At 39.0% G+C, this 25,494-nt stretch carries 19 protein-coding genes; 7 read left to right on the forward strand and 12 right to left on the reverse strand.

Features of this window, described 5'->3' with window-relative positions; translation table 11 throughout:
- Nucleotides 1–13: 13 nt before the first annotated feature.
- From rplM to IGJ23_RS12965, 3 genes are all read right to left on the reverse strand, one after another.
- Entirely contained in the window at nucleotides 14–442 is a 429-nt protein-coding gene (gene rplM / locus IGJ23_RS12955) for a 50S ribosomal protein L13 (protein ID WP_034686358.1), read from the reverse strand.
- A gap of 304 nt (nucleotides 443–746) precedes the next feature.
- Nucleotides 747–1,214, reverse strand: a complete 468-nt coding sequence (locus tag IGJ23_RS12960; RefSeq protein WP_438775059.1) for a Dps family protein — start codon at nucleotides 1,212–1,214, stop codon at nucleotides 747–749.
- 190 nt (nucleotides 1,215–1,404) lie between these two features.
- Nucleotides 1,405–2,946 (reverse strand): gluconokinase, encoded by a 1,542-nt coding sequence (locus IGJ23_RS12965; RefSeq protein ID WP_207433482.1) that lies wholly within the window; start codon nucleotides 2,944–2,946, stop codon nucleotides 1,405–1,407.
- Nucleotides 2,947–3,018: 72 nt separating this feature from the next.
- Between IGJ23_RS12965 and IGJ23_RS12970 the strand changes: the two genes are divergently transcribed.
- Nucleotides 3,019–3,696 carry a prepilin peptidase gene (locus IGJ23_RS12970; RefSeq protein WP_207433484.1) on the forward strand — a complete coding sequence of 226 codons (678 nt, stop codon included), beginning with the start codon at nucleotides 3,019–3,021 and terminating at the stop codon, nucleotides 3,694–3,696.
- Nucleotides 3,697–4,007: 311 nt separating this feature from the next.
- Here IGJ23_RS12970 and msrA read toward each other — a convergent pair whose 3' ends face one another.
- The 4 genes from msrA to IGJ23_RS12990 form a co-directional block, all read right to left on the reverse strand.
- Nucleotides 4,008–4,532 carry a peptide-methionine (S)-S-oxide reductase MsrA gene (gene msrA / locus IGJ23_RS12975; protein ID WP_438775060.1) on the reverse strand — a complete coding sequence of 175 codons (525 nt, stop codon included), beginning with the start codon at nucleotides 4,530–4,532 and terminating at the stop codon, nucleotides 4,008–4,010.
- Between the two features lie 988 nt (nucleotides 4,533–5,520).
- Nucleotides 5,521–9,174 carry a DNA-directed RNA polymerase subunit beta' gene (gene rpoC / locus IGJ23_RS12980; protein WP_010720683.1) on the reverse strand — a complete coding sequence of 1,218 codons (3,654 nt, stop codon included), beginning with the start codon at nucleotides 9,172–9,174 and terminating at the stop codon, nucleotides 5,521–5,523.
- 79 nt (nucleotides 9,175–9,253) lie between these two features.
- Nucleotides 9,254–12,871 carry a DNA-directed RNA polymerase subunit beta gene (rpoB, locus tag IGJ23_RS12985; RefSeq protein ID WP_010720684.1) on the reverse strand — a complete coding sequence of 1,206 codons (3,618 nt, stop codon included), beginning with the start codon at nucleotides 12,869–12,871 and terminating at the stop codon, nucleotides 9,254–9,256.
- 5 nt (nucleotides 12,872–12,876) lie between these two features.
- Nucleotides 12,877–13,119 (reverse strand): hypothetical protein, encoded by a 243-nt coding sequence (locus IGJ23_RS12990; protein WP_010720685.1) that lies wholly within the window; start codon nucleotides 13,117–13,119, stop codon nucleotides 12,877–12,879.
- A gap of 497 nt (nucleotides 13,120–13,616) precedes the next feature.
- On the opposite strand from IGJ23_RS12990, the gene IGJ23_RS12995 reads away from it, so the two are divergent.
- The 4 genes from IGJ23_RS12995 to birA all read left to right on the forward strand — a co-directional run bounded on the left by IGJ23_RS12995 (nucleotide 13,617) and on the right by birA (nucleotide 17,373).
- Nucleotides 13,617–14,585 carry an ABC transporter substrate-binding protein gene (locus IGJ23_RS12995; protein ID WP_207433494.1) on the forward strand — a complete coding sequence of 323 codons (969 nt, stop codon included), beginning with the start codon at nucleotides 13,617–13,619 and terminating at the stop codon, nucleotides 14,583–14,585.
- Nucleotides 14,586–14,603: 18 nt separating this feature from the next.
- Nucleotides 14,604–15,518: an ABC transporter permease gene (locus IGJ23_RS13000; RefSeq protein WP_010720687.1), complete on the forward strand. Its 915-nt coding sequence runs from the start codon at nucleotides 14,604–14,606 to the stop codon at nucleotides 15,516–15,518.
- The gene (locus tag IGJ23_RS13005; RefSeq protein WP_094940706.1) at nucleotides 15,511–16,314 is read left to right on the forward strand and encodes an ABC transporter ATP-binding protein; all 804 of its coding nucleotides are present in this window, start codon (nucleotides 15,511–15,513) and stop codon (nucleotides 16,312–16,314) included. Before IGJ23_RS13000 ends, IGJ23_RS13005 begins: the two co-directional genes overlap by 8 nt.
- A gap of 96 nt (nucleotides 16,315–16,410) precedes the next feature.
- Complete coding sequence (gene birA, locus IGJ23_RS13010) at nucleotides 16,411–17,373, forward strand: bifunctional biotin--[acetyl-CoA-carboxylase] ligase/biotin operon repressor BirA (protein ID WP_207433496.1); 963 nt, start codon at nucleotides 16,411–16,413, stop codon at nucleotides 17,371–17,373.
- A 537-nt stretch (nucleotides 17,374–17,910) separates the two neighbouring features.
- Here birA and IGJ23_RS13015 read toward each other — a convergent pair.
- The 5 genes from IGJ23_RS13015 to IGJ23_RS13035 form a co-directional block, all read right to left on the reverse strand.
- The gene (locus IGJ23_RS13015) at nucleotides 17,911–18,153 is read right to left on the reverse strand and encodes a hypothetical protein (RefSeq protein WP_010737226.1); all 243 of its coding nucleotides are present in this window, start codon (nucleotides 18,151–18,153) and stop codon (nucleotides 17,911–17,913) included.
- A 749-nt stretch (nucleotides 18,154–18,902) separates the two neighbouring features.
- A complete protein-coding gene (locus tag IGJ23_RS13020; RefSeq protein ID WP_207414274.1) occupies nucleotides 18,903–19,892 on the reverse strand; it encodes a polyprenyl synthetase family protein in 990 nt (329 codons plus the stop codon).
- A gap of 22 nt (nucleotides 19,893–19,914) precedes the next feature.
- A complete protein-coding gene (locus IGJ23_RS13025) occupies nucleotides 19,915–20,481 on the reverse strand; it encodes a Gx transporter family protein (protein ID WP_010720692.1) in 567 nt (188 codons plus the stop codon).
- Nucleotides 20,482–20,493: 12 nt separating this feature from the next.
- Nucleotides 20,494–20,904 (reverse strand): NusG domain II-containing protein, encoded by a 411-nt coding sequence (locus IGJ23_RS13030; RefSeq protein WP_010737224.1) that lies wholly within the window; start codon nucleotides 20,902–20,904, stop codon nucleotides 20,494–20,496.
- Nucleotides 20,905–21,039: 135 nt separating this feature from the next.
- Entirely contained in the window at nucleotides 21,040–22,977 is a 1,938-nt protein-coding gene (locus IGJ23_RS13035; protein WP_053765979.1) for an NAD(P)/FAD-dependent oxidoreductase, read from the reverse strand.
- A gap of 300 nt (nucleotides 22,978–23,277) precedes the next feature.
- Here IGJ23_RS13035 and pplA point away from each other — a divergent pair, with 300 nt between their 5' ends.
- A complete protein-coding gene (pplA, locus tag IGJ23_RS13040; RefSeq protein ID WP_010720695.1) occupies nucleotides 23,278–24,207 on the forward strand; it encodes an extracellular electron transfer flavoprotein PplA in 930 nt (309 codons plus the stop codon).
- A 175-nt stretch (nucleotides 24,208–24,382) separates the two neighbouring features.
- On the forward strand, nucleotides 24,383–25,483 hold the full coding sequence (locus tag IGJ23_RS13045) for an FAD:protein FMN transferase (protein WP_010720696.1): 1,101 nt from the start codon (nucleotides 24,383–24,385) through the stop codon (nucleotides 25,481–25,483).
- Nucleotides 25,484–25,494 lie beyond the last annotated feature (11 nt).

The following is a 25,494-nucleotide window of genomic DNA, read 5'->3' on the forward strand; positions in this document are numbered from 1 at the left end:
AAATTCCCTCCTATTAGATTAAGTTTGTAATGTCTAAAACTTCTGGTTGTTGTGCTGCATGTGGATGCTCAGCTCCAGCGTATACATTCAATTTTGTAAATTGTTTGCGGCCTAAAGTATTTTTAGGAAGCATTCCTTTTACAGAAGTTTCGATCAAACGACGAGAATTTTTAGCACGCAATTCGCCAGCAGTGATTGATTTCAATCCTCCTGGGTAGTTGCTGTGACGGTAATAAATTTTATCAGTCGCTTTTTTACCTGTTAATTTCACTTTATCTGCATTGATGACGATGACGAAATCGCCAGTGTCCAAATGAGGTGTGAAAGTTGGTTTATTTTTACCACGTAGTACAGATGCAACAACTGTTGAAAGACGTCCCAATGGAACATCAGTTGCGTCTACTACATACCATTTACGTTCTACTTCGCCTGGTTTGGCCATATATGTTGTACGCACGTTAGTTTCCTCCAATTTAAGTTCTGATGTTTGACATACACTTCGAGTTTCCGGGGCTCTTTGTGGGGCAAACAATACCATTTAACATATTACCTGCTAATCCCCTTAATGTCAACGTTTTTTCTTAGCAATCCAAAACTTTCGTTTTTATTGCCCGTATCCTTGTGATGCACTCATTCTTTTTTATAACGAAGAACGTTTCTTTCTCTTCTAAAATAAAAACTGCAAGGAAAATAACTTCCCTCGCAGTTTTTCTACTATTATATAATATCATCAGCTGATGATCATTTTACGCATCGATTTCTGGTGCTTTTCCTAAATGAGCTTGGATCATCCAGATTCGTTTTTCAGTCGCTGTTTTGAATTCGATAAAGATATCTTGTGTTGGGTCGTCGCCTTCCTTACCAGCTACTTCAATTCCTTTTTGGTAAAGGTCTGCCAAATAGCGGTAGCCTTTCACAAGAATTTCCAAGCGTTCTGGAATAGTCCGATCCCAATTGCCTACTTCGTCAGGAATATTGGTGTTGTCTGCAAATTCACGTAAGGTTGAATAAGGAGAACCATCTAGTGTGATCAAACGCTCTGAGATTTCATCTAATTGTTCATTCAAGTCATCCATAAATTCATCCATCATTGGGTGCAATGTCAAGAAACCTGGTCCACGCATATACCAATGTGTTTGGTGAACAACAACAGACATTTGACTCAAGTCTGCAACTAATTGATTTAATACTTCTTTTGTTTGTGGAAATTTCATTTTCTTTTCTCCTCCTAACTTTTGTCTACAATAAAAGCATAGTAAACTTTGAGACAAAAGTACAATAAAACCAATTAGTTGAGAACGATTTTCATCCTATCATTTCTTAGAAAAGACTTTCTATTGCTTTAGTCGTTTTTTCTAGTTCTTACACTATTCCTCTCTTATTCCGTCACTCTACTTTTTCATCCTATTTTTCATTCATAGTACTTAAAGTTTGACGTAAATGCGCTAAAGGCTGATAAGTCGCCGCTACTTGTTTTTGCGTTTCAACAAAAATGGGAAAGATTTTTTGATATGTCTCTTTGACCGTTTGTTGAACTGGTACTTGTGAAGCAAGCTGTACTTTTTCTATAGCTTCGCTTAAGTCAGCGATCTTCCCGATACTTTGCCACCCTAAGAAAACGGCTCCTAAAGCGGAGGCTTCAGACACCGCCGGGAAAATGAGCGGATACCCCAAAACGTCAGCCATTAATTGGCGAAAGACAGGCGATTGTGAGAATCCGCCTGTAGCTCTGATTTCTGTTAATTGATCTTCTGAACAAACTCCTGTCAAAATCCTTTTTAAATTGAAACAAATTCCTTCTAGAATAGCTCGCATCATTTCTTTTTCCGTGTGGTCTCTTTGCAAACCTAAAAAACTCCCAGAAGCTTCTGCCTCCCATAGAGGAGCTCGTTCTCCTAATAAATAGGGCTGAAAGAGTAATCCGTTCGCTCCTGGTGGGACAAACGTAATTGCTGAGAAAAGAGCATCGTAAGGATTTTCGCCTTGATCAATAGCCGCTTGAGTTACTTCTTGCATCAAAGTTTGACTTGCCCAATCAAAAATTCCCGCACCATTACTTGTTGCGCCACCGACCACCCAGTGTGTACGATCCAGTACATAACAGAAGGTTTCCATCTCGGGATGTAGTTGTGGTTTGTCTGTAATAAATCTTAATGCCCCACTGGTACCGACTGTTAACGCAGCTATCTTTTCGCCAAAAGCTCCCATCCCTAAATTAGATAGCGGGCCATCAGCACCACCTAAAACAAATGATATATCATTTTCTAATCCTAAAATTTCTTGTTTTTCTTTTGATAATCCATTGAGTATCGTGGTTGACGGCATCACTGCTGGTAGTTGTTCTTGAGTGATTGATAAGTAATTTAACGCTTCTTCTGCCCATTTGAATTGATGGATATCAAAATAACCTGTGCCTGAGGCTGTACTGTAGTCACAGACTAGTTGCCCAAACAAACGGTAAAAGATATATTCTTTTATGCTAACATAGTATGCCACTTGCTTCGTTAGTTCTGGTTGGGTTTCGTTTAACCAATGGATTTTAACTAGTGGCGTCATTGGGTGGATTGGCGTGCCTGTCTGTTGATAAAAGTGAAACCCTAGTTGGCTGTTTTTTAGTTTTTCAGCCTGTACCTTCGCACGATTATCTGCCCAAGTGATCATACGGGTCAAAGGGTGTTTATTATCATCTAACAGAATCAAACTGTGCATCGCTGATGAAAATGCAATCACTTCTATAGTTGTCGACTTCGGTAACTGTTTGACGACTTCTTTGATTACTGTACATACACCGTGGAAGACCAATTCTGGGTCTTGTTCTGCCATTCCTGGTGCTTCTTGGATCATCGGATTAAGGAAATAAGCTGAAGCGATGACTTCAGCTTGCTCGTTGAATGCCACTGCTTTTGTTTGTGTCGTACCGATATCGACTCCGATCGAAATCTTCATTTTGTCACCTCTACTAAAAATAAATAAAATGGTTGTTATTGGCGTATCTTTCTTTAAAAGGAGGCCCTCGCTATGTTTCTCTATTTTATCATTGGTTGTTGCATTGGTTCGTTCTTATGCTTAATGGCACAACGCCTGCCACAAGGACACTCTATTATTTACCCACGGTCTCATTGTGTCAACTGTCAGCATGTATTGGCTTGGTATGAACTGGTCCCATTGCTTTCCATCTGTTACCTACGTTTTCGTTGTCGAAACTGTCGTAGCAAGCTTTCACCGATTTATTTTATAGCAGAATGTATCGGTGGTTGTTTATCTGTTTGGCTATTTTATTTTTCACAGCGACCAGACTGGTTACTTATTTTTTGGTTTTTGTCAGCCTTTTTACTCTCGTTAATGGATAGTTTTTATTTGATGATCGAGGGAAGAACACTTTATTTTATCTGGTTTATCTTATGGATGACTTGGTTGATCAAAGGAGAGTTTCAATGGCTTAGTTTTGCTGTTTTATTCTTGATCAGTTTTTTCCTTACTCGTTACGGGAGTGAATTTTTAGGTTTAGGTGATGTTTTATTACTTTTAAGCTGGAGTGGCGGTCTAACTCTCAATCAACTGATGCAGCTCCTCTTTCTTGCTAGTTTATTGGGATTACTTTTTTTCTTTATTTTTCTCTCTCACGATAAAAAATCTAAAAGAGTACCTTTTGTGCCTTTTTTGAGTGTCGCACTTTTTCTCCTTCATGTGTGGTAAATTAGTTGTCTACTTATTGGTTAACAACAGTCTTGATGCAAGCCTTTTAACTGATGATGATTAATGATTTGACGGACTTCGCTTATTTGCCTCATTACGTACGCTTTTGATAGCTTAGTGTCTTTTCTGCTTGCTGTCATTCAACAAACGATAATGAACCTTGATTTATAAAAAAATGGATCAACCAGATGGCCGATCCATTGACACTTAGATAACTTTACCTAAAAATTATAAAAACCACTAAATTCACAGCAAGCCAAAGCATGACCAGCTTTTATCCCTAACTGAAATTCTTCAAAATGCATTGTGTCTTATTTTCCAGACCAATGTTTGCGTAAAAAACTCCCTCGTCCAGAGCCTTCTCGGTAAAGATTATAGCGGATTTTATTCTTCTTATAATAGTCTTGATGATACTCCTCAGCGGGATAAAACTCACTTCGGGGTTCGATTTTTGTGACAATCGGACGATCGAATCGACCACTTTCTTGTAGTTGTTTCTTTGATGCTTCAGCGATTTCACGTTCTTCTTCATTGCTATAATAAATGACCGGTCGATAAGAGTCTCCGCGATCAGCAAATTGACCGAAAGCATCCGTTGGGTCTGTTTGTTGCCAGTAGATTTCGACTAACTGTTCATAAGAAACCAGAGACGGATCATACTCGATTTCTACCGCTTCCGTATGACCTGTCGTTCCTGTGGTTACTTGTTCATAGGTAGGATTTGGGACATGTCCTCCCGTATAGCCAGAGGTTACTGCTATGATTCCTGGCTGTGTTTCAAAAGGTTTGACCATGCACCAAAAACAACCACCTGCAAAAACTGCTTTTTTCGTCATATAAAATCCCCCTTTGTCTTTCATCATACCTTGATTTATAAAAGGGTGATACTGTTTTGCTTACCTTCGAAACGAATAAACAAAGAATCGATACTCCTATACTTACCTGCTTGCTTTATTAAGATAGAGTATTGCAGCATTTTCTTTTTTACTAATCTTTTCATTGATTTGATTTTTTTATCCATCTATTTAAAAGTATATACAATACTCCTAAGACTTAAACCTAAACATCATTTATTGTTCTCACATTTTTTACATTTATTGAAAGAAATACTCATTTTACCCCCTCCCGGTATTTTTATCAATTTTTCCTATTTCCATTCTCTTTTGTGGATAACTTTCTTTTCCTTCTCAACTATTTTTTCCACAGGGGAGAATAAACGGTTTTTCTTTTTCCTTGTGGATAGTTCTTTTATGTTATACTTTTCCACAGCTTTTGAATTAACAACCGCTAAAATTTTTAACTTCAGAAGGACACGTTATGCCAAAAAAACTAATTTCACTGATAAAATTCAACAAATTTTACAAAGTAAGTCAGTAAAGAATTCAGATACGCTAGTAGATCAAGACAACCCAAAAAATCTACTTGAAAAATTGATTCTCAATACCACACATCCTTCGTCCTCACATTCCCAACTACAAGAAGAAGTTTTTATACTTCAAGCTCAACAAGCACTCGCATCACTTACTGAAACGTTTGGTTCAAACTCGATCATGTATCGTTTATTATCTGAAAAAATCTCAACCCATCCGCTCCTACATAGCAGTTTTACCTGAACGATGAACAAACCTGATCTAGCATAGCAACCTTTAGCAAGTTTTGCTAAGCAATTCAATGATTCATGGACCTATTTTTCTAAAAGTACAAAAATATGAAAAAATGCTCGTCTTTAATGAACAAATTCTCAATTTCGTTTGTTTCTATCAACTTTAGCACGACAAAAAAAACAGAGCTAAGATGTTCATCTTAGCTCTGTTTGGTGTCACATTATTTTGTTTGTTCATTCATTGCATCTTCTGCAGCCATTTGTGCTTCGATGTCTGAAATGCTATAAACATTTTCACTTGCAACACCGACTTCTTTTGGTTCCATGTTACGGTAACGAGCCATACCAGTACCAGCTGGGATGATTTTACCGATGATAACATTTTCTTTCAAACCAAGAAGAGGATCTTTTTTGCCTCGGATCGCAGCATCAGTCAAGACACGAGTTGTTTCTTGGAAGGATGCAGCAGATAAGAAGCTGTTTGTTTCTAATGATGCTTTTGTAATACCTAGTAGGACTGGGCGAGATGTTGCAGGTACGCCTCCAGCTACCAATGTATTGTAGTTTTGGTCTTTGAAGTCAGCAATATCCATCAATGTACCTGGTAAGATATCCGTATCACCTGGATCCATTACACGGACTTTACGTAACATTTGTCGAACCATTACTTCGATATGTTTATCGCCGATTTCTACCCCTTGCATACGGTATACACGTTGTACTTCACGCAGCAAGTAGTTTTCAACTGATAATACATCACGAACTTGTAACAATTGTTTAGGATCGATTGAACCTTCCGTTAATGGCGCACCACGGTGGATCATATCGCCTTCAGCGACTTTCATACGTGCTGTATAAGGAACAGTATACGTACGTGTGTCGGTTTTCCCTTTGATTGTTACTTCTTTTGTACGAGTTGAAGCATCTTCTGAGATATCGATGACGTCACCAGTTACTTCGGTGATCACTGCTTGCCCTTTAGGATTACGTGCTTCAAAAATTTCTTGGACACGAGGAAGACCTTGAGTGATATCGTCTCCGGCTACCCCACCGGTATGGAAGGTACGCATTGTCAACTGAGTACCTGGTTCTCCGATTGATTGAGCGGCGATCGTACCAACTGCTTCACCAACTTCAACGTCAGATCCAGTTGCCAAGTTACGTCCATAACAGTGTTTGCAGACACCATGTTTTGTGTTACATGTGAAGACAGAACGGATCGTTACAGTTTCCACACCTGCATCCACGATTTGTTTTGCAATATCTTCTGAAATCAATTGGTTACCAGCGATGATCAATTCGTTCGTTTCTGGATCACGTACCTCTTTACGTGTGTAACGACCGATCAAACGATCTTCTAATGATTCAATGATTTCGTTTCCTTCACGAATCGCTTGGATTTCAAGACCGCGGTCTGTTCCACAATCTTCTTCACGAATAATAACGTCTTGGGCAACGTCAACTAAACGACGAGTCAAGTAACCTGAATCGGCAGTCTTCAAGGCAGTATCGGTCATCCCTTTACGAGCCCCGTGAGTAGAGATAAACATTTCTAAGACAGAAAGTCCTTCACGGAAGTTTGAGATGATCGGTAATTCCATGATTCGACCATTCGGAGCAGCCATCAGTCCACGCATACCAGCAAGCTGAGTAAAGTTGGAGATGTTACCACGGGCTCCAGAGTCAGACATCATGAAGATTGGGTTTTTCGCTTCTAACCCTTCCATCAGTTTTTGTTGGATGCTATCTTTAGCAGCATTCCAAACAGCGATTACTCGTTCATAACGTTCGTCATCAGTAATCAATCCACGACGGAATTGTTTTGTAATTGTTTCAACTTGTTTATGGGCATTTTCAATGATTCCTTGTTTTTCATTCAGTACACTGATATCTGCGATACCTACTGTGATACCAGCATGTGTAGAATGTTTATACCCTAAGTCTTTCATTCGGTCAAGCATCTTAGAAGTTTCAGTTACTTTGAAACGTTTGAAGACTTCCGCAATGATATTTCCTAGATTTTTCTTCTTGAATGGTAAGACTAATTCTTGCTCTTTGATATGCGCAGGAATATCTGTACCTGCTTCAACAAAATATTTATCCGGTGTTTGTACCGTTAAGTTGAAGTCTGTTGGTTCATTCAAGTAAGGGAACTCTGGAGGCATGATCTCATTAAAGATGATCTTACCAACGGTTGTAATCATCGTACGTTCTTTTTGCCAGTCAGTAAATGGTTTTTCACCTAATGAATTAGGGTTCACACCGATACGTGAGTGTAAATGAACGTAGCCGTTACGCCATGCGATCACAGCTTCGTTTTGGTCACGGAAGACCATTCCTTCGCCTTCACGACCTTCTTCTTCCATTGTTAGGTAGTAGTTACCTAAAACCATATCTTGGGAAGGTGTTACAACTGGTTTACCGTCTTTTGGATTCAAGATGTTTTGAGCAGCTAGCATCAACATACGAGCTTCCGCTTGTGCTTCTTCGTTCAATGGTACGTGAACGGCCATTTGGTCTCCATCAAAGTCGGCATTATAAGCTTCACATACAAGTGGGTGCAAACGAATCGCACGACCTTGTACTAAAACAGGTTCAAATGCTTGGATACCAAGTCTGTGTAGCGTAGGTGCTCGGTTAAGTAGTACTGGGTGTTCTTTGATTACGTCTTCCAAGACATCCCAAACTTCGTCTTCTTGACGTTCGATTTTACGTTTCGCATTTTTGATGTTAGAAGCTAGTTCACGTTGAACCAATTCACGCATCACAAATGGTTTAAATAGTTCGATCGCCATTTCTTTTGGCAACCCACATTGATACATTTTCAAGAAAGGTCCTACAACGATAACGGAACGTCCTGAATAGTCAACACGTTTACCAAGTAAGTTTTGACGGAAACGACCTTGTTTCCCTTTCAACATGTGAGAAAGAGATTTCAATGGACGGTTACCTGGTCCAGTAACTGGACGGCCACGACGACCATTATCGATCAACGCATCAACAGCTTCTTGTAACATCCGTTTTTCGTTTTGGACGATGATTCCTGGAGCATTCAAATCTAACAAGCGTTTCAAACGATTATTACGGTTGATTACTCGACGATAAAGATCATTTAAGTCACTTGTTGCAAAACGTCCACCTTCTAATTGCACCATTGGTCGTAAATCTGGTGGAATAACTGGAATAACGTCCATAACCATCCAACTTGGTTCATTTCCTGAAGCACGGAAAGCTTCTAAAATGTCCAAACGGCGGATCGCACGAGTCCGTTTTTGCCCTTGAGCAGATTTCAATTCTTCTTTCAATTCAGCTGCTTCAGCATCTAAATCAACACTGTCTAGTAATTGTTTGATTGCTTCTGCACCCATTGCTGCTTGGAATTCTTGTCCATATTGTTCACGTTTTTCGCGGTATTCACGTTCTGTCAACAATTGTTTTTTCTCTAAGTTGGTGTTTCCTGGTTCGATAACCACATATGAAGCAAAATAAATGATTTCTTCTAAGGCACGAGGACTCATGTCTAAAACAAGTCCCATACGAGAAGGAATTCCTTTAAAGTACCAGATATGTGAAACAGGTGCTGCTAATTCAATGTGACCCATACGTTCACGACGAACTTTTGAACGTGTCACTTCAACACCGCATCGGTCACAAACGATTCCTTTATAACGGATACGTTTATATTTTCCGCAGGCACATTCCCAGTCTTTCGTAGGACCAAAAATCCGCTCACAGAACAACCCTTCGCGTTCAGGTTTTAAGGTACGATAGTTAATCGTCTCAGGTTTTTTTACTTCACCATAAGACCAGCTTCTGATTTTTTCGGGAGAAGCCAAACCTATTTGCATACTTTCGAATTTATTTACATCGATCAAAAGGGGTTCCCTCCATTTCGTTTAATGGCAAAACCGCAAGGCGGCTGATCATCGACCGCCTTACAGCTCATAGACCGGATTAGTCTAAGTTATCTTCTGCGGTTTCAAAGTTTTGGATGATATCTTGTCTTTCATCTTCCACTTGTTCAGCAGCTTTCTTTTCTAATTCTTTGGCTGTTTGCTGTTCAGCAAATTTTGTCAAAGCATCTACAGTGATCAAATCATCATCTTCGTCATCCATATCACGGAGTTCGATTTCAGAATCTTTGATATCCAAGACACGCATGTCTAATCCTAGTGATTGTAATTCTTTTACTAATACTCGGAATGATTCTGGTACACCTGGTTTTGGAATTGGTTCGCCTTTGACGATCGCTTCATAAGTTTTCACACGACCAACTACATCATCTGATTTGTATGTCAAGATTTCTTGTAAGGTATAAGCGGCACCGTAAGCTTCCAAAGCCCAAACTTCCATTTCACCAAAACGTTGTCCACCAAATTGTGCTTTACCACCCAATGGTTGTTGTGTAACCAATGAGTAAGGTCCGATTGAACGAGCATGCAATTTATCATCGACCATGTGAGCAAGTTTGATCATGTACATGACACCGACAGACACACGGCCGTCAAATGGTTCACCTGTACGTCCGTCATAAAGGATGGTTTTCGCATCGCTGGCCATACCAGCTTCACGAACCGTTTCCCAAACGTCCTCATCACTTGCACCATCAAATACTGGTGTTGCAACATGGATACCTAACTGACGAGCAGCCATCCCTAAATGCAATTCCAATACTTGTCCGATATTCATCCGTGATGGCACCCCTAAAGGATTCAACATGATATCGATTGGTGTTCCATCTGGTAAGAATGGCATATCTTCTTCCGGCATGATACGGGATACAACCCCTTTATTACCATGACGTCCGGCCATCTTATCTCCTTCATGGATTTTACGTTTTTGAACGATATACACACGTACAAGCATGTTTACGCCTGGTGATAATTCATCGCCGGCTTCACGAGTAAAGATTTTTACGTCGTGGACGATCCCGCCACCACCGTGTGGTACACGTAATGAAGTATCACGGACTTCACGAGCTTTTTCACCAAAGATCGCATGTAAAAGACGTTCTTCAGCTGATAATTCGGTTACCCCTTTTGGTGTTACTTTACCAACTAGTAAGTCACCATCTTGGACTTCCGCACCGATACGGATAATACCCATCTCGTCTAGATCTTTCAAAGCATCTTCCCCAACGTTAGGGATTTCACGAGTGATTTCTTCAGGTCCTAATTTTGTATCACGAGCTTCTGATTCATATTCTTCGATGTGGATTGAAGTATAGACATCGTCTTTCACAAGACGACGGCTCATGATGATCGCATCTTCATAGTTGTAACCTTCCCAAGTCATGAAACCTACTAAAACGTTTTGTCCTAGCGCCATTTCACCTTGTTCCATTGAAGGTCCATCTGCTAAAGTATCGCCTTTTTCAACTTTTTCGCCTAAATGAACGATTGGGCGTTGGTTGTAGCTTGTTCCTGAGTTTGAACGACGGAATTTTGTTACAGCGTATTTATCTAATGCACCGTTGTCACGACGAACACGAATCTCAGAGGCGTCCACAAATTCAACGACACCATCATGTTTACATAGCAAAGCAGCTCCTGAGTCATGAGCTGATTTATATTCCATACCAGTACCAACCCATGGTGCTTGTGGATTGATCAATGGCACTGCTTGACGCTGCATGTTGGCACCCATCAAGGCACGGTTGGAGTCATCGTTTTCCAAGAAAGGAATACATGCTGTCGCTACCGCAACTACTTGTTTAGGTGATACGTCCATATAATCGACTTTATCGATTGAAACTTCTAAGTTTTCACTTTGCGCACGAGCCATAACAACGTCTTGTGCAAAAGTACCATCTTCATTTAATGGGCTATTTGCTTGGGCAACGATGTAGTGGTCTTCGATGTCAGCTGTTAGATAGTCGATTTGATCCGTTACACGACCAGTTTCACGATCAACACGACGGTAAGGAGTTTCGATAAATCCAAATTTATTAACTTTCGCATAGCTAGATAAACTATTGATCAACCCGATATTTGGTCCTTCAGGCGTTTCAATCGGACACATACGGCCATAGTGAGAATAGTGAACGTCACGAACTTCATAACCAGCTCGGTCACGAGTCAAACCACCAGGTCCTAAGGCTGAAAGACGACGTTTGTGTGTCAATTCCCCAAGTGGGTTCGTTTGATCCATGAACTGAGACAACTGAGAAGAACCAAAGAATTCTTTGATACTTGCAACCACTGGACGGATGTTGATCAATTGTTGTGGTGTCAATGTTTCTGTATCTTGGATCGACATTCTTTCACGTACGACACGTTCCATCCGAGCTAAACCGATACGGAATTGGTTTTGCAGTAATTCACCGACTGAACGGATACGACGGTTTCCTAAGTGGTCGATATCGTCCACGTTGCCGATCCCTTCCATCAAGTTTAAGAAATAACTCATTGATGCGATGATGTCTGCCGGACGAACAGTTTTCACAGCTGATTCAGGATAACCGTTACCGATCACATTCACTTCACGTTCTGGATCTTTTGGTGAAAAGACTTTGATCACTTGAACAGTCATTGGATCAGTCACAACACCATCTTCTGATGGATAGTAAGTCACTGAATTCAATCCATTATCAATGAAAGGTGCTAATGTTTCCATCACTTGGTGAGTCAACACGGTTCCTTTTTCAACGATGATTTCACCAGTTTCTGGATCAACCAATGTTTCTGCTAATGTTAAGTTCAATAGACGTGTTTTCAAGTCTAATTTTTTATTTACTTTATAACGACCAACGTTGGCTAAGTCGTAGCGTTTTGGATCGAAGAAACGAGCATTCAATAAGTTCCGAGAACTATCGGCTGTCTTAGGCTCGCCTGGACGTAGACGTTCGTAAACGTCTTTTAATCCTTCTTCTGTTCTTGAATCACTTGCATTTTTGTGCAAGTCTTTTTCAACTGTATTGCGTAACGTTTCACTGTCACCAAAGATTTCAAAGATGGTATCATCTGATCCAAATCCTAGGGCACGAACTAACACAGTCAAAGGAATCTTACGAGTACGATCAATACGTACGTAAGAAATATCTTTTGCATCAGTTTCCATTTCTAACCATGCACCACGGTTCGGGATCACAGTTGAACCGAAACCTTCTTTTCCGTTTTTGTCTACTTTTCCATGGAAGTACACACCAGGTGAACGCACTAACTGAGAAACGATTACTCGTTCTGCTCCGTTGATAATGAATGTTCCTTGTTCAGTCATTAATGGGAAATCACCGAAGAAGACTTCTTGCGCTTTGATTTCACCTGTCTCACGGTTTGTTAGACGTAACGTTACATGTAATGGTGCAGAGTAATTTGCATCATGTGCACGTGCTTCTGCTACCGTATACTTAGGTTCTTTCAATTCATAATCCACAAATTCCAAAGATAGATTGCCATTGAAGTCATCAATTGGCAAAATGTCTTCAAACATTTCTCTTAGTCCTTCATCTAGGAACCATTGGTAAGAGTCTGTTTGAATTTCGATCAAATTTGGTAATTCCAACACTTCACTGATTCGTGCGAAACTTCTACGTTCGCGATGTTTTCCGTACTTTACTACGTGTCCAGCCAAGCTCTTCACCCCTCTAAAATGTCATTCAAAAAGACTACCCGATCAATTGTTACAATAATATTAAAAATATTATATTTAGATAACAATAGACATTTTTTGCGGCTTTTAGGCAAAAAAAAACCAAAAATAGAGCATTCTTTTGAAACCATTTCTTCATGCGCTTCTATTTTTGTTTCCTTATTATAAAGCCGAAACGGACAATATTTCGTTTCTGCCTTTACTTCATCAGATAGTTTTTGCAACTTCATATATTACACTCTTTTTTCATAAAAGTCAACACTTCCTGGCGTTTCCCTCCCCTTTTCATCATTTTTTCTTAAACTTTTCTTACTATAATATATCGAATAAACATTCACGGATTTTGAGAATTTTCTGAATGTTCGTCTTGACAATCCCCTTACATCTCCGCTATACTTAGGAAAATTTATTATTTGTGGAGGATTTATTTATGCAAAAACCGAATATACAACTTATCCCGACACAATTGAATAACTTTTACTTTAGCTACTTTAGATAGGTTTGTATTCATGAATTATGGATACAAACACCAAACAACTGGTTTGTATCTATGATGGCTAAAGAACTTTGTATTACGCAAAAGCCACGTAGACATTACGTTAAGTGGCTAAGCGAAAAGTACAAAGTAATCACGATTTCTTACTTACATACTCTTTCGATACTCAATCCATTTAGACGTTTTGTCTAAATGGATTTTTTGTTTTCAAAATTGAAGGAGGAAAAAGAAATGAAAAAAAATTTATTGATCGGATTAGGCGCAACATTATTACTAGTACTTGGTGGATGTGGAACTGCAAATAGTTCCTCAGCAAAATCGGATGACTCGAAAACAATCGGTGTTTTACAACTGGTTCAACACAATTCATTAGATGCTACATATAAAGGGTTCAAAGAAGGGCTAGCAGAAAATGGCTATAAAGAAGGCGACAATTTAACAATCAACTATCAAAATGCGCAAAACAATCAAGACAATCTAAAAAGCATGAGTGAAAAATTAGTGAAAGACCAACCCGACTTATTATTAGGGATTGCAACTCCAGCTGCGCAATCGCTCCTTAATGAAACAACCACGATTCCTATTACAGTGACAGCAGTTACCGACTTAGAAAAAGCACACTTAGTTTCTTCTAATGACAAACCTGGTGGAAATGTGACTGGTACAACGGATATGGTACCGATCGAAAAACAAATTGAGCTATTATTACAGATCGTGCCAAAAGCAAAAACGATCGGGATCATGTACAACAACGGGGAAGCAAATTCCAAAATCCAAGGAGACTTAGCCGAGAAAACATTGAAAAAAGCCGGAGTGAAAGTCAAAGTATTGACGGCAAACTCCACCAATGATGTTCAACAAGTGACAAAAAGTTTAGCCAAAGATGTCGACGGTATCTATATCCCAACGGATAATACATTCGCCAGTGCTGCTAGCGTTATCGGTGAAGTAGCCAAAGAAACAAAAACACCGATCGTTGCTGGTTCCGTGGATCAAGTCAAAGAAGGTGGCTTAGCGACTGTTGGGATTGATTATGAAGAATTAGGGCGACAAACAGGTGAAATGGCTGCCAAGATCTTAGCTGGCAAAAAACCGAGTGAATTACCGGTTGAATCAGCAGATGATCTTTCCTTATATGTCAATAAAGACATGGCAAAAGCCCTTGGGATCGATCCAACAACAATCAAAGAGACTGAATAATTTTACAGGAGGACAATCATGACTAATTTAATAAGTATCTTTTTATCTTCTGCTTCACAAGGCGTGCTTTGGGCACTGCTGGCAATCGGTGTCTTCCTGACTTTTCGTATCCTGGATATCGCTGATTTAACAGCTGAAGGCAGTTTCCCTTTAGGTGCTGGGATTGCTGCCGTCAGTATCACTAATGGACTTTCCCCAATCGTTGCTTGCCTCTTAGGATTTTTAGGAGGCGCAGCAGCTGGCTTAGTTTCAGGACTGCTCCATACCAAACTTAAAATTCCGGCACTTCTAGCTGGAATCATCACGATGACTGGCTTATATTCCGTTACCTCACGGATCATGGGCGCACCTAATCTTTCATTATTAGGACAAAAAACCGTCTTTACATGGGCAGAATCACTCGGTGTTTCAAAAGAAAATGCTGTATTGATTGCTGGCTTACTTGTCGCATTGATCGTTGTCACGTTGCTTGTTTTATTTTTACGGACAGAAACGGGGTTGGCGATTCGAGCGACTGGCGATAATTTAGCAATGAGTGAAGCAAATGGCATCAACACCGATACGATGAAAATCATTGGGTATATGATCTCAAATGGCTGTATTGCTCTATCTGGTTCGTTGCTTGCACAAAACAATGGCTTTGCTGATTTAAACTCTGGGATCGGTACGATCGTGATTGGCTTGGCTTCGATCATCATCGCTGAAGTCCTCTTTCGAAACCAACCATTGCTTCTTCGATTATTGACAATTATTTTAGGCGCCGTGATCTATCGTTTTATCTTAGCGTTAGTTTTTGAGTTGAACGTTCAACCAAGCGATTCAAAATTAGCTTCTGCACTTGTTCTGGTTATCTGTTTATCTTTTCCACAAATCCAACAAAAATTAAAGTTACCTAAGCGTACGAAAGCAAAAGGAGGATCTATCAATGACTGATGTTTTAACACTTCAATCTATCCACCATACGTTTGAAAAAGGAACCATCAATGAAAACCATGTGCTAAAAGGAGTCAATCTCTCGTTGAAACAAGGCGATTTCGTAACAATTATTGGCGGAAATGGTGCAGGTAAATCGACACTATTGAACAGTATTGCTGGTTCTTTTCCAGTGGATCAAGGGAAGATTTTATTGAATGGCAAAGATATCACCAAAAAGTCAGTGGTTGCTCGCTCCAAAGAAATCAGTCGTGTCTTTCAAGACCCTAAATTAGGCACTGCTGTCCGATTGACGGTTGAAGAAAATTTAGCACTAGCAATGAAACGTGGTAAAAAACGTGGCTTTTTCCGAGGAGTCAAGCCGCAAGATCGTTCCTTCTTCAAGGAACATCTCGCACGCTTGAATCTTGGGTTAGAAAATCGTTTGACCACTGAAATCGGCTTGCTTTCTGGAGGACAGCGTCAAGCGATCACTTTATTAATGGCTACTTTACAACGTCCTGAATTGATTTTATTAGACGAACATACTGCAGCCCTCGACCCGGCAACTTCAAAAACAGTGATGGAACTCACGGACAAATTAATTAACGAACAGCACTTGACGGCTTTCATGGTCACCCATGATATGGAAGATGCCATCCGCTACGGAAATCGATTGATCATGCTACACCAAGGGCAAATCGTCGTGGATATCCAACAGGCAGAAAAACAACATTTGACTGTCCCTCAGCTACTAGAAATGTTCAAACAAAATAGTGGCGCTGCATTGAAAGACGACCAAGTACTTTTAAGTTAGCAATCATCTGTTGTCACTTCCATAACAACTGACAAATTTCTCATTTGTTTTCTGCTTTCTTATTGATACAATACTACATGAAAGGAGTTGCAATGGATGACGACAAAAGATAAAGTACTCCAACTATTAAAAGAATCTCCTGATTTTTTATCAGGTGAAAAAATGGCCCAGCAATTACAAGTGTCACGTACCAGTATTTGGAAAGCAATCAAAGAATTAGAAAAAACAGGTTATCATTTTGAGCATCAAGCTAAGGGATACCGTTATCTTCCTTCTGATGTGTTAGATGCCCAAGAAATTCGCCAAGCATTAGAACCTTGGATACCAGATTTGATGGTGTCGGTACAAGAACGATCAGAATCTACGATGAAAGATGCTAAGCTTGCGGCAACCAAAGAAATCGGACCCGCTCTTTTTATCGCCGATACCCAAGAACAGGCACACGGCCGATTTGGACGTCCTTTTTTTGCAGCCCCTGGACAAGGCATCTATATGAGCTTATTGATCCATCCCAATCAACGATTTGATGAATTGCCCCAATATACAGTTATTGCAGCAAGTGCATGCGTGAAAGCCATTCAAGAATTGACTAAAAAAGATCCTTCGATCAAATGGGTCAATGATCTTTATTTAAATGGAAAAAAAATTAGCGGGATTTTATCTGAAGCAATCAGTGACATGGAAACTGGCGGGATCAGTTCGATCATTATTGGCATTGGTCTAAATTTTTCCATCCCGCAAAAACAGTTTCCTGAAGCCATTCAACAGAAAGCAACGTCTCTTTTCCCTGATGGTCAGAAATCCATCACACGGAATCAATTGATTAGTCAAATTTGGAAAAATTTCTTTCACTATCTTTCAGAACCCACAGACGAATACTTAACACTTTATCGTGAAAAGTCTTTCGTTCTTGGAAAAAAAGTACAATTTACCCAAAAAGGGCAGCATTATACTGGGATTGCTAAAGAAATCGGAGAACATGGAGAGTTGATCGTGCAAGTAGGGGATCAAGCCCTCACTCTTTTTTCTGGCGAAATTAGTTTAACCTCCATTGAGTAAGTCAAAAAGAAAGGGATGGGCAAAAATGCCCATCCCTTTCTTCATCAATGGTGGTTCCTTTTTTATGTGATCTCGCAGAATACTTCATAGCCCCTTCATTTAGCGAGTTGTAAAATGAAGTTGTTATTCTATGTGCTATTGCTGTTCATAACAAAAATGCTACACAATTTTTAAACCTCTATGTGCTTTTTTATACAACTGCAATATCATTGATCTGATGTATCGAATGTTTCAATCAAAAGCCACAGACAAACTTCCACCTATAAAAGGTTTGTTTTTCTGATGCTATTCTGTCATATAAGTATGACTTCTACTTACTATTTGTCGCTTCCCCAATATATAATGTTTCATTAAACGGATTTCCCCAAAATCTTGTTCAATCAAACATGCTACTTCTTGATCCATACACAACAACACTTTTTCTTTCCCAGCTCTCCTCCTTTTCTCTTTCTGGTTCTATCTTACCTTATTCTTTAAGGTCTGTGTTATTTTGTATGGTATTGCAACATTTTTAATTTTATTATGTACAAAAAGGACTTACAAACACGCTTCTTTGTTTACACGATAAAATTTTAACTGATTAGATGAAAGATATTCTACATTCAGCTTAAATTTTTTGACAACAAGTGTCCTAATTAGAAATTTATCCGCCGTGGTTAACGGTTTTTGACATTCTTTTTCAATATCTTCAAATGAGAAATGATTTTTTTTACTGATCATTCGGGTTAAAATCTTATTTACATCTACTCTGGTTAAATCCGTTGTTAATCGTTTTTTCACTCAACATCTTCCTTTCTAATTGTATTTCTTCACTAGTGAATATAACATATTTTTAGTCTTGGTCCAGAACAATTATTTTCAAAATTAGGAAAGATTGTTTCGCAAAATAGTTGTTTTAATGAATAATACACGTTAAAATTTCTTTTTTTCACTCTTATCTTTTGGATTTGTCATCCAGTTATAAAAAAACCGATTTCCCAAATAGAAAACCGGCTGAATGTTATTTAAAATTCTATTCGTCGTTTCCCCCAAAACTACGAATAGTCAGTTAAAGATTGTAACCTATAGTCTGATCCCTCCTTTTATACAGATAGCGACTTTCTGTGTATACAAAGTCTCACTTATAAGTACATGCCTAAAGTTAAGTAAATTTCAGACTGCAACAGCAAAGTCCTCTGATTTCACTGGCATCTATTATTAGCATACTTTCTTCTCAATACTCTTTGACAACTATTTTTTCTAAAAATAAAAAAAATTGGTAAAATTAAAGAATAAACTTTAGACCGATCTTCCAAATAAAGAAGTAAAGTGATTGAACTAGATCCAATATTTTTCTAAAATAAAAAAGAGACTGAGCCAAAACTTTCCTCAATCTCTTCTGGTATATCTAAAAACGAATAAACGGCGTTCAAGAAGCAACTCCTCAACAATAAGGTTCTCAAGTTCAACCATCACATGCCTACTCTTTTTACTTCTTGATTCTTGAAATAGAATATGCCATTGTAGCGGCTGATTTCCGATATTTTTCTTTAATTTTCCCTATCTAAAATCAACTCAGTAACTGACAAAAGAATCTCACGTGTATCAAAGGCTGTATCAGGGAGCTTACTAATTTCCTTTAAGGCTTTTTTTGTGTAATCTTCCGCTAATTTTTTGGCTTTTGTCACACCATTGACTTCTCTGACAATCTGACGAACACTTTCTACTTCCTCTTGTGTCAACTCAGTTTTTTTATCCAAGTATGCAATCAATTCTGCTTTTTTATCTGTTTGTAATGCGTAAATCAATGGTAGAGAATACACGCCTTGACGCATATCTTCTAATACTGGTTTACCGATATCGACCGCATCTTTCGTGTAATCCAAGATATCGTCAATGATCTGAAACGCCATCCCGACAGCTAAACCGATTGAACCTGCTTTTCGAGCAAACCGTTCATTCATTCCACTTTCATAAGCTCCGACTGAACAACTTAATTGAAAGAGTTCGGCCGTTTTCCCTGAAATGTTTTCCAAATACTCCGGCACAGTTAAATGATAATTGTAACGGTCGTCCATTTGTCCAAGCTCACCATCTAATACTTTTTCCATACTCCGAGAATTAGATTGTAAGCTCTTTAGCGAATTAGAATAATTTGAAAGTAATTTGAAACAGCAAACAAATAAATAGTCTCCTGCATAAACGGCTACCGTATTCCCAAATCGACCACGTAAATTAGGCTGACCACGTCGAACATCTGCCTCATCAACGATATCATCATGGATCAATGTAGCGGTATGAAGCATTTCGATCGAAGCAGCTAGCGCAATTGCCTTTTCACGATCTTGTTCTGGACCAAATTGAGAAAAGAGCAATTGATAGGCAGGTCTTAGCAGTTTACCTCCCGCATGAATCGTCTCTTTGATTGCTTGTTCGACTGGCTTGTTCTTTAAGCGGACAACATCTTCCATCTTTTTCAACGTCTCGTTTAATTCGTTTTTCAAAGTTGGATACTCACTCCACATTGGATGTAGCTTCATAAAAAAACTCCTTGTATAACCATTATTTTTTCAAAAAAAGCGGTTGCCATTTCTCTTTTTGTTCTTTCTCATAGTCTCTTTGAAAAAGTTGTAATGTACGTACATGTTGCAACAAATAATTGGCTGCAATCCCGATCGCAATTCCAGACAGAATACCTAAGAAAGATAGAATCGGCAGATATAACATGACTGTCCATGATTGAGCAATGAACGAAGCCATCACTAGTTGTCCGACATTATGCATAAAGCCACCTGTTGCACTGATTCCAATAATACTGACTCGCTTAGGACCTAACTGTTTCACTAACAGCATTCCTACATAGCTGAGTAACGCGCCGCTCATACTATAAAGAAAGGTAGAGATCGTCCCACCTAACAAAGTTGTTAAAAATAGGCGAAGCCATAACAATAAAAAACTATCCCGTTTTTTCATCGTAAAAATCGCTACAATGGTAATCAAATTAGCAAGTCCTAACTTTGCTCCAGGAGCAAATGAAAAAGGATATGGGATCATGTTCTCAATTAATCCAATGATGACTCCTTGCGCCACTAGTAAAGATATATAAATCATTTTTTGTAATTTTGTCATGGTGTGGATAGCCTAATAGATCAGGCCATCTTTGTCACTCCCATCTGTTGACCGAACCTCGATCACTAATTTATGAGGCAAGCAAACAATCGTTTCGCCATTCTTAGAAGCCCACCCTCGTCTCACACAAATCTGATCGCCACAATCTGCTTCTTTTATGCGTATCTTGTCGCCATCAACTTCGATTAAATTATAATCACCATGTGGATCTTCATAAGTATACGTATATTTTTTACTCCCAGCTACTAATGGGAAGGTTTTGATTTCATCACCATCAACGCGGAGTACAGCTTCTTTATCAGGAGCTACATTGTCTTGTTGATAACTAAATACGATGATGGGTAAAAAAGAAAGAGCAATCAAAAGAACGATAATGAAAATATCCCAAGGTTTAAGCAAACTTTTCTTGATAAATTCTTTCATCTTTTCGCACGCCTCCTCTTGCTGAACTGTTCTCCAATTTTAGCATGAAACAAAAGAAAGTCCTAGGTTTCCCTAGAACTTTCTTCAATCAGCCATTATTCTCAAATTGTTCAGTTTAAGCTCTAGGCTAATTTTTTATTTTGATCCATATCGGGATTTAGGTCTCCCATACCACCAATTGCCTAGTGTTTTTTGTAACCATGGAATCACCCAGCGATCAAGACCAATTGCACGACCTGAACCGTTCATCAATGCAAAAGCAACAAAGATAAACCAGATGTTTACCCAGTAGAACATTCCAGATAGACAGAAAGTAATCACTAAAACAATGGTCGTTGCACTACATAACCAGGTAAATAAACCAGCAATCAAAGCGAGTGCTAAAGCAATTTCAAAGAATACCATGAATTTTTGGAAAAACATTGCTACATCATTGTTTGGCATGATCACTTGCATCATTTTTGTGAACCAGTCTGGTGATTTTTCAATCACGGCCATAGGCTGTTCACCATAAGCATAACTTAGACCAAAGTGAGTAGCTTGTGTCGCTGCTTCTCCTGCACCACTTGTTGCTGCACCAGTAGCTGCTGTTGTTGCATCGCCAGCAGCGGAAGCCCCACTTGCTACATCGGTCACATTGTATTCCCAAGTCCAAGGGAACACGCTGTTACCTGTAAACCATGAACCTTCACCAAACCAAGTACCTGGTTTCAACACTTGCCCATCACCAACAATTTTTTTGAAGGCTTCGATAAACCAAACCAGACCATAGAACACTCGTAAAGGCACACTCCATAAGACATTTCCATAACGGGAAGAATGGCCACGTGTCACATTACGATCGTCTTTGATATGGAAGAATTCGTGCATCATGTATTGGAACATATAATAGCCAGAACGAATATCAAAGAAATATTTCAAATTGACGATGTGTTTCATCACAATTGCTAAGAAACCACTTAAATGGATCTTATCAAATAAATTGGCAACGCCCCATTTGGCACCGATCGATACCATGAAACCTTGATAGTTTCCTTTAAACTTATGCTTTTCGCCGCCTTTGATGGCAGCTACGATATTGGCTGCTGCTGTATGACCTGTTTGTTCAGCCGCTTGAACGATTTGTGGCGTTGGTGTTCCAGGAAATTCTTCATAGAAAACCAAGTCTCCGATAATATAGATGTTTTTATCTTCATATCCTTTTGCCTGCATATATTCATTCGCTACCAAACGTTGACCACGAGCGGACTCTAAGCCGAAATCAGCAGCATCAGAAGTTCCTTTGACACCAGCTGTCCAGATCAATGTGTGGGTAGGAATCTGACGACCATCTTTTAACTTGATATGGTCTTTCGCTACTTCCACGATTGGTGCATTCAATAGTAGTTCTACTTTATGTTTCTTTAAATAGCGCTCTGCTTTGGCTGCATCATTACGATCCAGCATATTTAAAATCGTCGGCATTGCTTCTACAACCATCAGTGTAATTTCACTTGGGTCTAATTTGTAGTCTTTTGCCAAACGGTTTTTCCAATCAATCAATTCACCAATCATTTCGATTCCGGTGAATCCTGAACCACAGACCACAAACGTCAGCATTGCTTTACGTAACGCATCGTTAGGTTCTAAAGCTGCTTTTGCCACGGTACGTTCAATGTGTTCACGTATTTTAACTGAATCTTCAAATGACCATAAGGTAAAGCCGTTTTCTTTTACTCCAGGAGTCCCAAAGTCATTTGGTTCTCCCCCCATTCCCAAGATCAACTGATCGAATGGGTAAGTGCCTAATTTTGTTTTCACAACTTTTTGTTCTTTATCGATACCAGTGACCGTATCTGTCACTAATTGAACATTTTTTTGTCGAGCAAACAAGTGCTGTAGATCATATTGGATTGCTTCTGGTTCAACCCGTCCACCTGCAACTTCGTGTAATTCTGTCATCATCGTGTGGTACGAATGACGATCAATCAAAGTGATTGTCACATCTTCTTTTTTAAGTTTTTTTGCCAAGTATTTTGTTGCTGATACCCCGGCATAACCTGCACCCACAACGACAATATTTTGCTTTGTCATTGTTCATCCGCTCCTTATTGGTAATCCTTTATTTGAAATGATTAACATTTGTATTAGTTTGCTACCTATTACACAATCTTTATACATTATATAGATGTTATTCCCTTTTGTCTAACTCATTTTCATTATTTTTAAAAATTTGTGGTTAAGCTCTTTTTCACGAAATTTACAGAAAGAAAACGGTTTAAAGATTACACTAGTTATTTGACGAAAACGGTTGACTTATGGCTGATTTTCATTAGAATGTATAATGAATCACAAAGAATATTGTGTACTAAAAAAGGAAACGGTGGGAGTAAAATGAAGAAAAAACGTTTTATTACTGGATTTGCTGTATTAGCTTTTTCAGCTTTAATGTTAGGTGCTTGTGGTGCGGATGATAACGGAAGCTCTAACAGCTCAACAGAAGCTTCAACTGCTAAGACATCAGAAACAAAAACAACTGAAAGCTCAGCACAAATCGTTGCTGGCGGCGAGTTACAAGATGGTACTTATAAATTAGAAGAAAAAAATTACTCTAACGGTTATCGTGCAGTCTTCGAAATGGTTGTCAAAGATGGCAAAATCACTGAATCTAAATATGACAACATCAACGAAAATGGCGAGTCTAAAACCAAAGATACAGAATACAACAAAAACATGGAAGCAAAAGCTGGTACTAGCCCAGAAAAATTCATTCCACAATTGAATGAACAATTAGTCGAAGCACAAAGCGCAAGTGGAGTTGAAGTTGTTACTGGTGCAACTCATTCTTCAGAAAGTTTCCAAAACTATGCACAACAATTGATCCAAGCTGCTCAAGCTGGTAATACTGATACAATTGAAATCAATAACGGTGCAGATCTTCAAGATGGCACATACAAATTAGAAGAGAAAAACTATTCTAATGGTTACCGTGTCCAATTTGAAATGACAGTCGCTGATGGTAAAGTATCTGAATCTAAATTTGACTATGTCGACAAAGACGGCAACTCAAAACAAGACGATGCAGACTACAACAAAAATATGAAAGCAAAAAGTGGTACTTCTCCAGAGACATACATCCCTGAATTGAACGATGAACTTGTCAAAGCGATGGGCGAAGAAGATGGTTCACCTGCAGATGTTGAAGTTGTCACTGGTGCGACTCACAGCTCACATTCATTTGTAATGTATGCACAACAATTAGTGAATGCTGCTGAAAAAGGCGACACTCAAACCATTCAAGTTGACAATATCGTAACAAAATAAATTTTCTATAATTATCCGTGGAAGAGACGATTGCACAAGTTGTTTCTTTGAGATCCAAGCCGAGATGTCCAAAATTTTTCTTTGAAAAATTTTTGTGATGTTTCGGCTTATTTCTCAAAGTACACTTTTTGATTTCTCAGCAACCGTCCCTTCCACTAATGAAATGAGGAAACACATGTTAAAGAAACGATTACTCTCTTTCGTAGCCTTTTTAAGTTTGTTCACGTTAGCAGCTTGCAGCACAGCGACGAAACAAACGACCTCTGAGAGCAAAACGACCACCAAAATTTTACAAGAACCTTATTCTGATGAACAGTTCTTATTAGGCACTTATGTTCGGATTCGAATCTATGATGAAGGCAAAGAAGCAGCATTAAAACCGGCCTTTGCTCGGGTCAAAGAACTAGGTGATAAAATCACGATCAATCAGGAGGGTTCCGAAATCGACGCAGTGAACCAACAAGCGGGTATCAAGCCAGTAAAGGTTTCTGATGATATCTACACGTTACTAAAACGTGCTTATGAATATAGTCAAGATTCACAAGGTGGTTTTGACATGGCAATCGGTGCTATTACTCAATTATGGCGTATTGGGTTTGACGATGCGAGAAAACCGGCCCAAGAAGAAATCGATCAAGCATTAAAGCTGGTTGATTACCATAAAATTGAGCTGAACGATAAAGACAAAACTGTTTATCTGAAAGAAAAAGGCATGATCATCGATCTTGGAGCCATTGCTAAAGGCTATATCACAGATGAAGTTGTCAAAGTGTTAAAACAGCAAGGTGTAACGACTGCTATCGTTGACTTAGGTGGAAATGTCTATGTTTTAGGTCATAGCCCACGTGGTGAAGATCAAGACTGGACAGTTGGTATCCAAGATCCGAATCTAGCACGTGGTTCTGTTTTGGGGACGATCAAAGAACGGAACAAAACATTAGTGACTTCTGGCATCTATGAGCGTTATTTAGAAGTAGATGGTAAAAAATATCATCATCTATTTGATCCAGATACTGGTTATCCTTTTGATAATGATATTGCTAGTGTTACAATCATCACAGATAAATCAATTGATGGTGATGGCTTGTCGACAGCTGTCTTCTCAATGGGTGTGAAAAAAGGATTGGAATACGTCGAAAGTGAACTGAATGACGGAACGGAAGCCATTTTTGTTACCAAAGAAAACAAAGTATACGTGACCGATCCGATCAAAGATACTTTCGTTTTGGACAAAGATTCTAAATATACGATGGGCGATCGTTCTGAATTGAAATAAGGAGTATGAAC

It is taken from the genome of Enterococcus sp. DIV1682a (assembly GCF_051711005.1).
GTDB classification, from domain to species: domain Bacteria; phylum Bacillota; class Bacilli; order Lactobacillales; family Enterococcaceae; genus Enterococcus_B; species Enterococcus_B hirae.

Bases quoted from the DNA above. Each gene is read 5' to 3' on its own strand.
- rplM (WP_034686358.1), bottom strand. From the start codon at position 442: ATGGCCAAACCAGGCGAAGTAGAACGTAAATGGTATGTAGTAGACGCA.
- IGJ23_RS12960 (WP_438775059.1), bottom strand. From the start codon at position 1,214: ATGAAATTTCCACAAACAAAAGAAGTATTAAATCAATTAGTTGCAGAC.
- IGJ23_RS12965 (WP_207433482.1), bottom strand. From the start codon at position 2,946: ATGAAGATTTCGATCGGAGTCGATATCGGTACGACACAAACAAAAGCA.
- IGJ23_RS12970 (WP_207433484.1), top strand. From the start codon at position 3,019: ATGTTTCTCTATTTTATCATTGGTTGTTGCATTGGTTCGTTCTTATGC.
- msrA (WP_438775060.1), bottom strand. From the start codon at position 4,532: ATGACGAAAAAAGCAGTTTTTGCAGGTGGTTGTTTTTGGTGCATGGTC.
- IGJ23_RS12990 (WP_010720685.1), bottom strand. From the start codon at position 13,119: ATGAAGTTGCAAAAACTATCTGATGAAGTAAAGGCAGAAACGAAATAT.
- IGJ23_RS12995 (WP_207433494.1), top strand. From the start codon at position 13,617: ATGAAAAAAAATTTATTGATCGGATTAGGCGCAACATTATTACTAGTA.
- IGJ23_RS13000 (WP_010720687.1), top strand. From the start codon at position 14,604: ATGACTAATTTAATAAGTATCTTTTTATCTTCTGCTTCACAAGGCGTG.
- IGJ23_RS13005 (WP_094940706.1), top strand. From the start codon at position 15,511: ATGACTGATGTTTTAACACTTCAATCTATCCACCATACGTTTGAAAAA.
- birA (WP_207433496.1), top strand. From the start codon at position 16,411: ATGACGACAAAAGATAAAGTACTCCAACTATTAAAAGAATCTCCTGAT.
- IGJ23_RS13020 (WP_207414274.1), bottom strand. From the start codon at position 19,892: ATGAAGCTACATCCAATGTGGAGTGAGTATCCAACTTTGAAAAACGAA.
- IGJ23_RS13025 (WP_010720692.1), bottom strand. From the start codon at position 20,481: ATGACAAAATTACAAAAAATGATTTATATATCTTTACTAGTGGCGCAA.
- IGJ23_RS13030 (WP_010737224.1), bottom strand. From the start codon at position 20,904: ATGAAAGAATTTATCAAGAAAAGTTTGCTTAAACCTTGGGATATTTTC.
- IGJ23_RS13035 (WP_053765979.1), bottom strand. From the start codon at position 22,977: ATGACAAAGCAAAATATTGTCGTTGTGGGTGCAGGTTATGCCGGGGTA.
- pplA (WP_010720695.1), top strand. From the start codon at position 23,278: ATGAAGAAAAAACGTTTTATTACTGGATTTGCTGTATTAGCTTTTTCA.
- IGJ23_RS13045 (WP_010720696.1), top strand. From the start codon at position 24,383: ATGTTAAAGAAACGATTACTCTCTTTCGTAGCCTTTTTAAGTTTGTTC.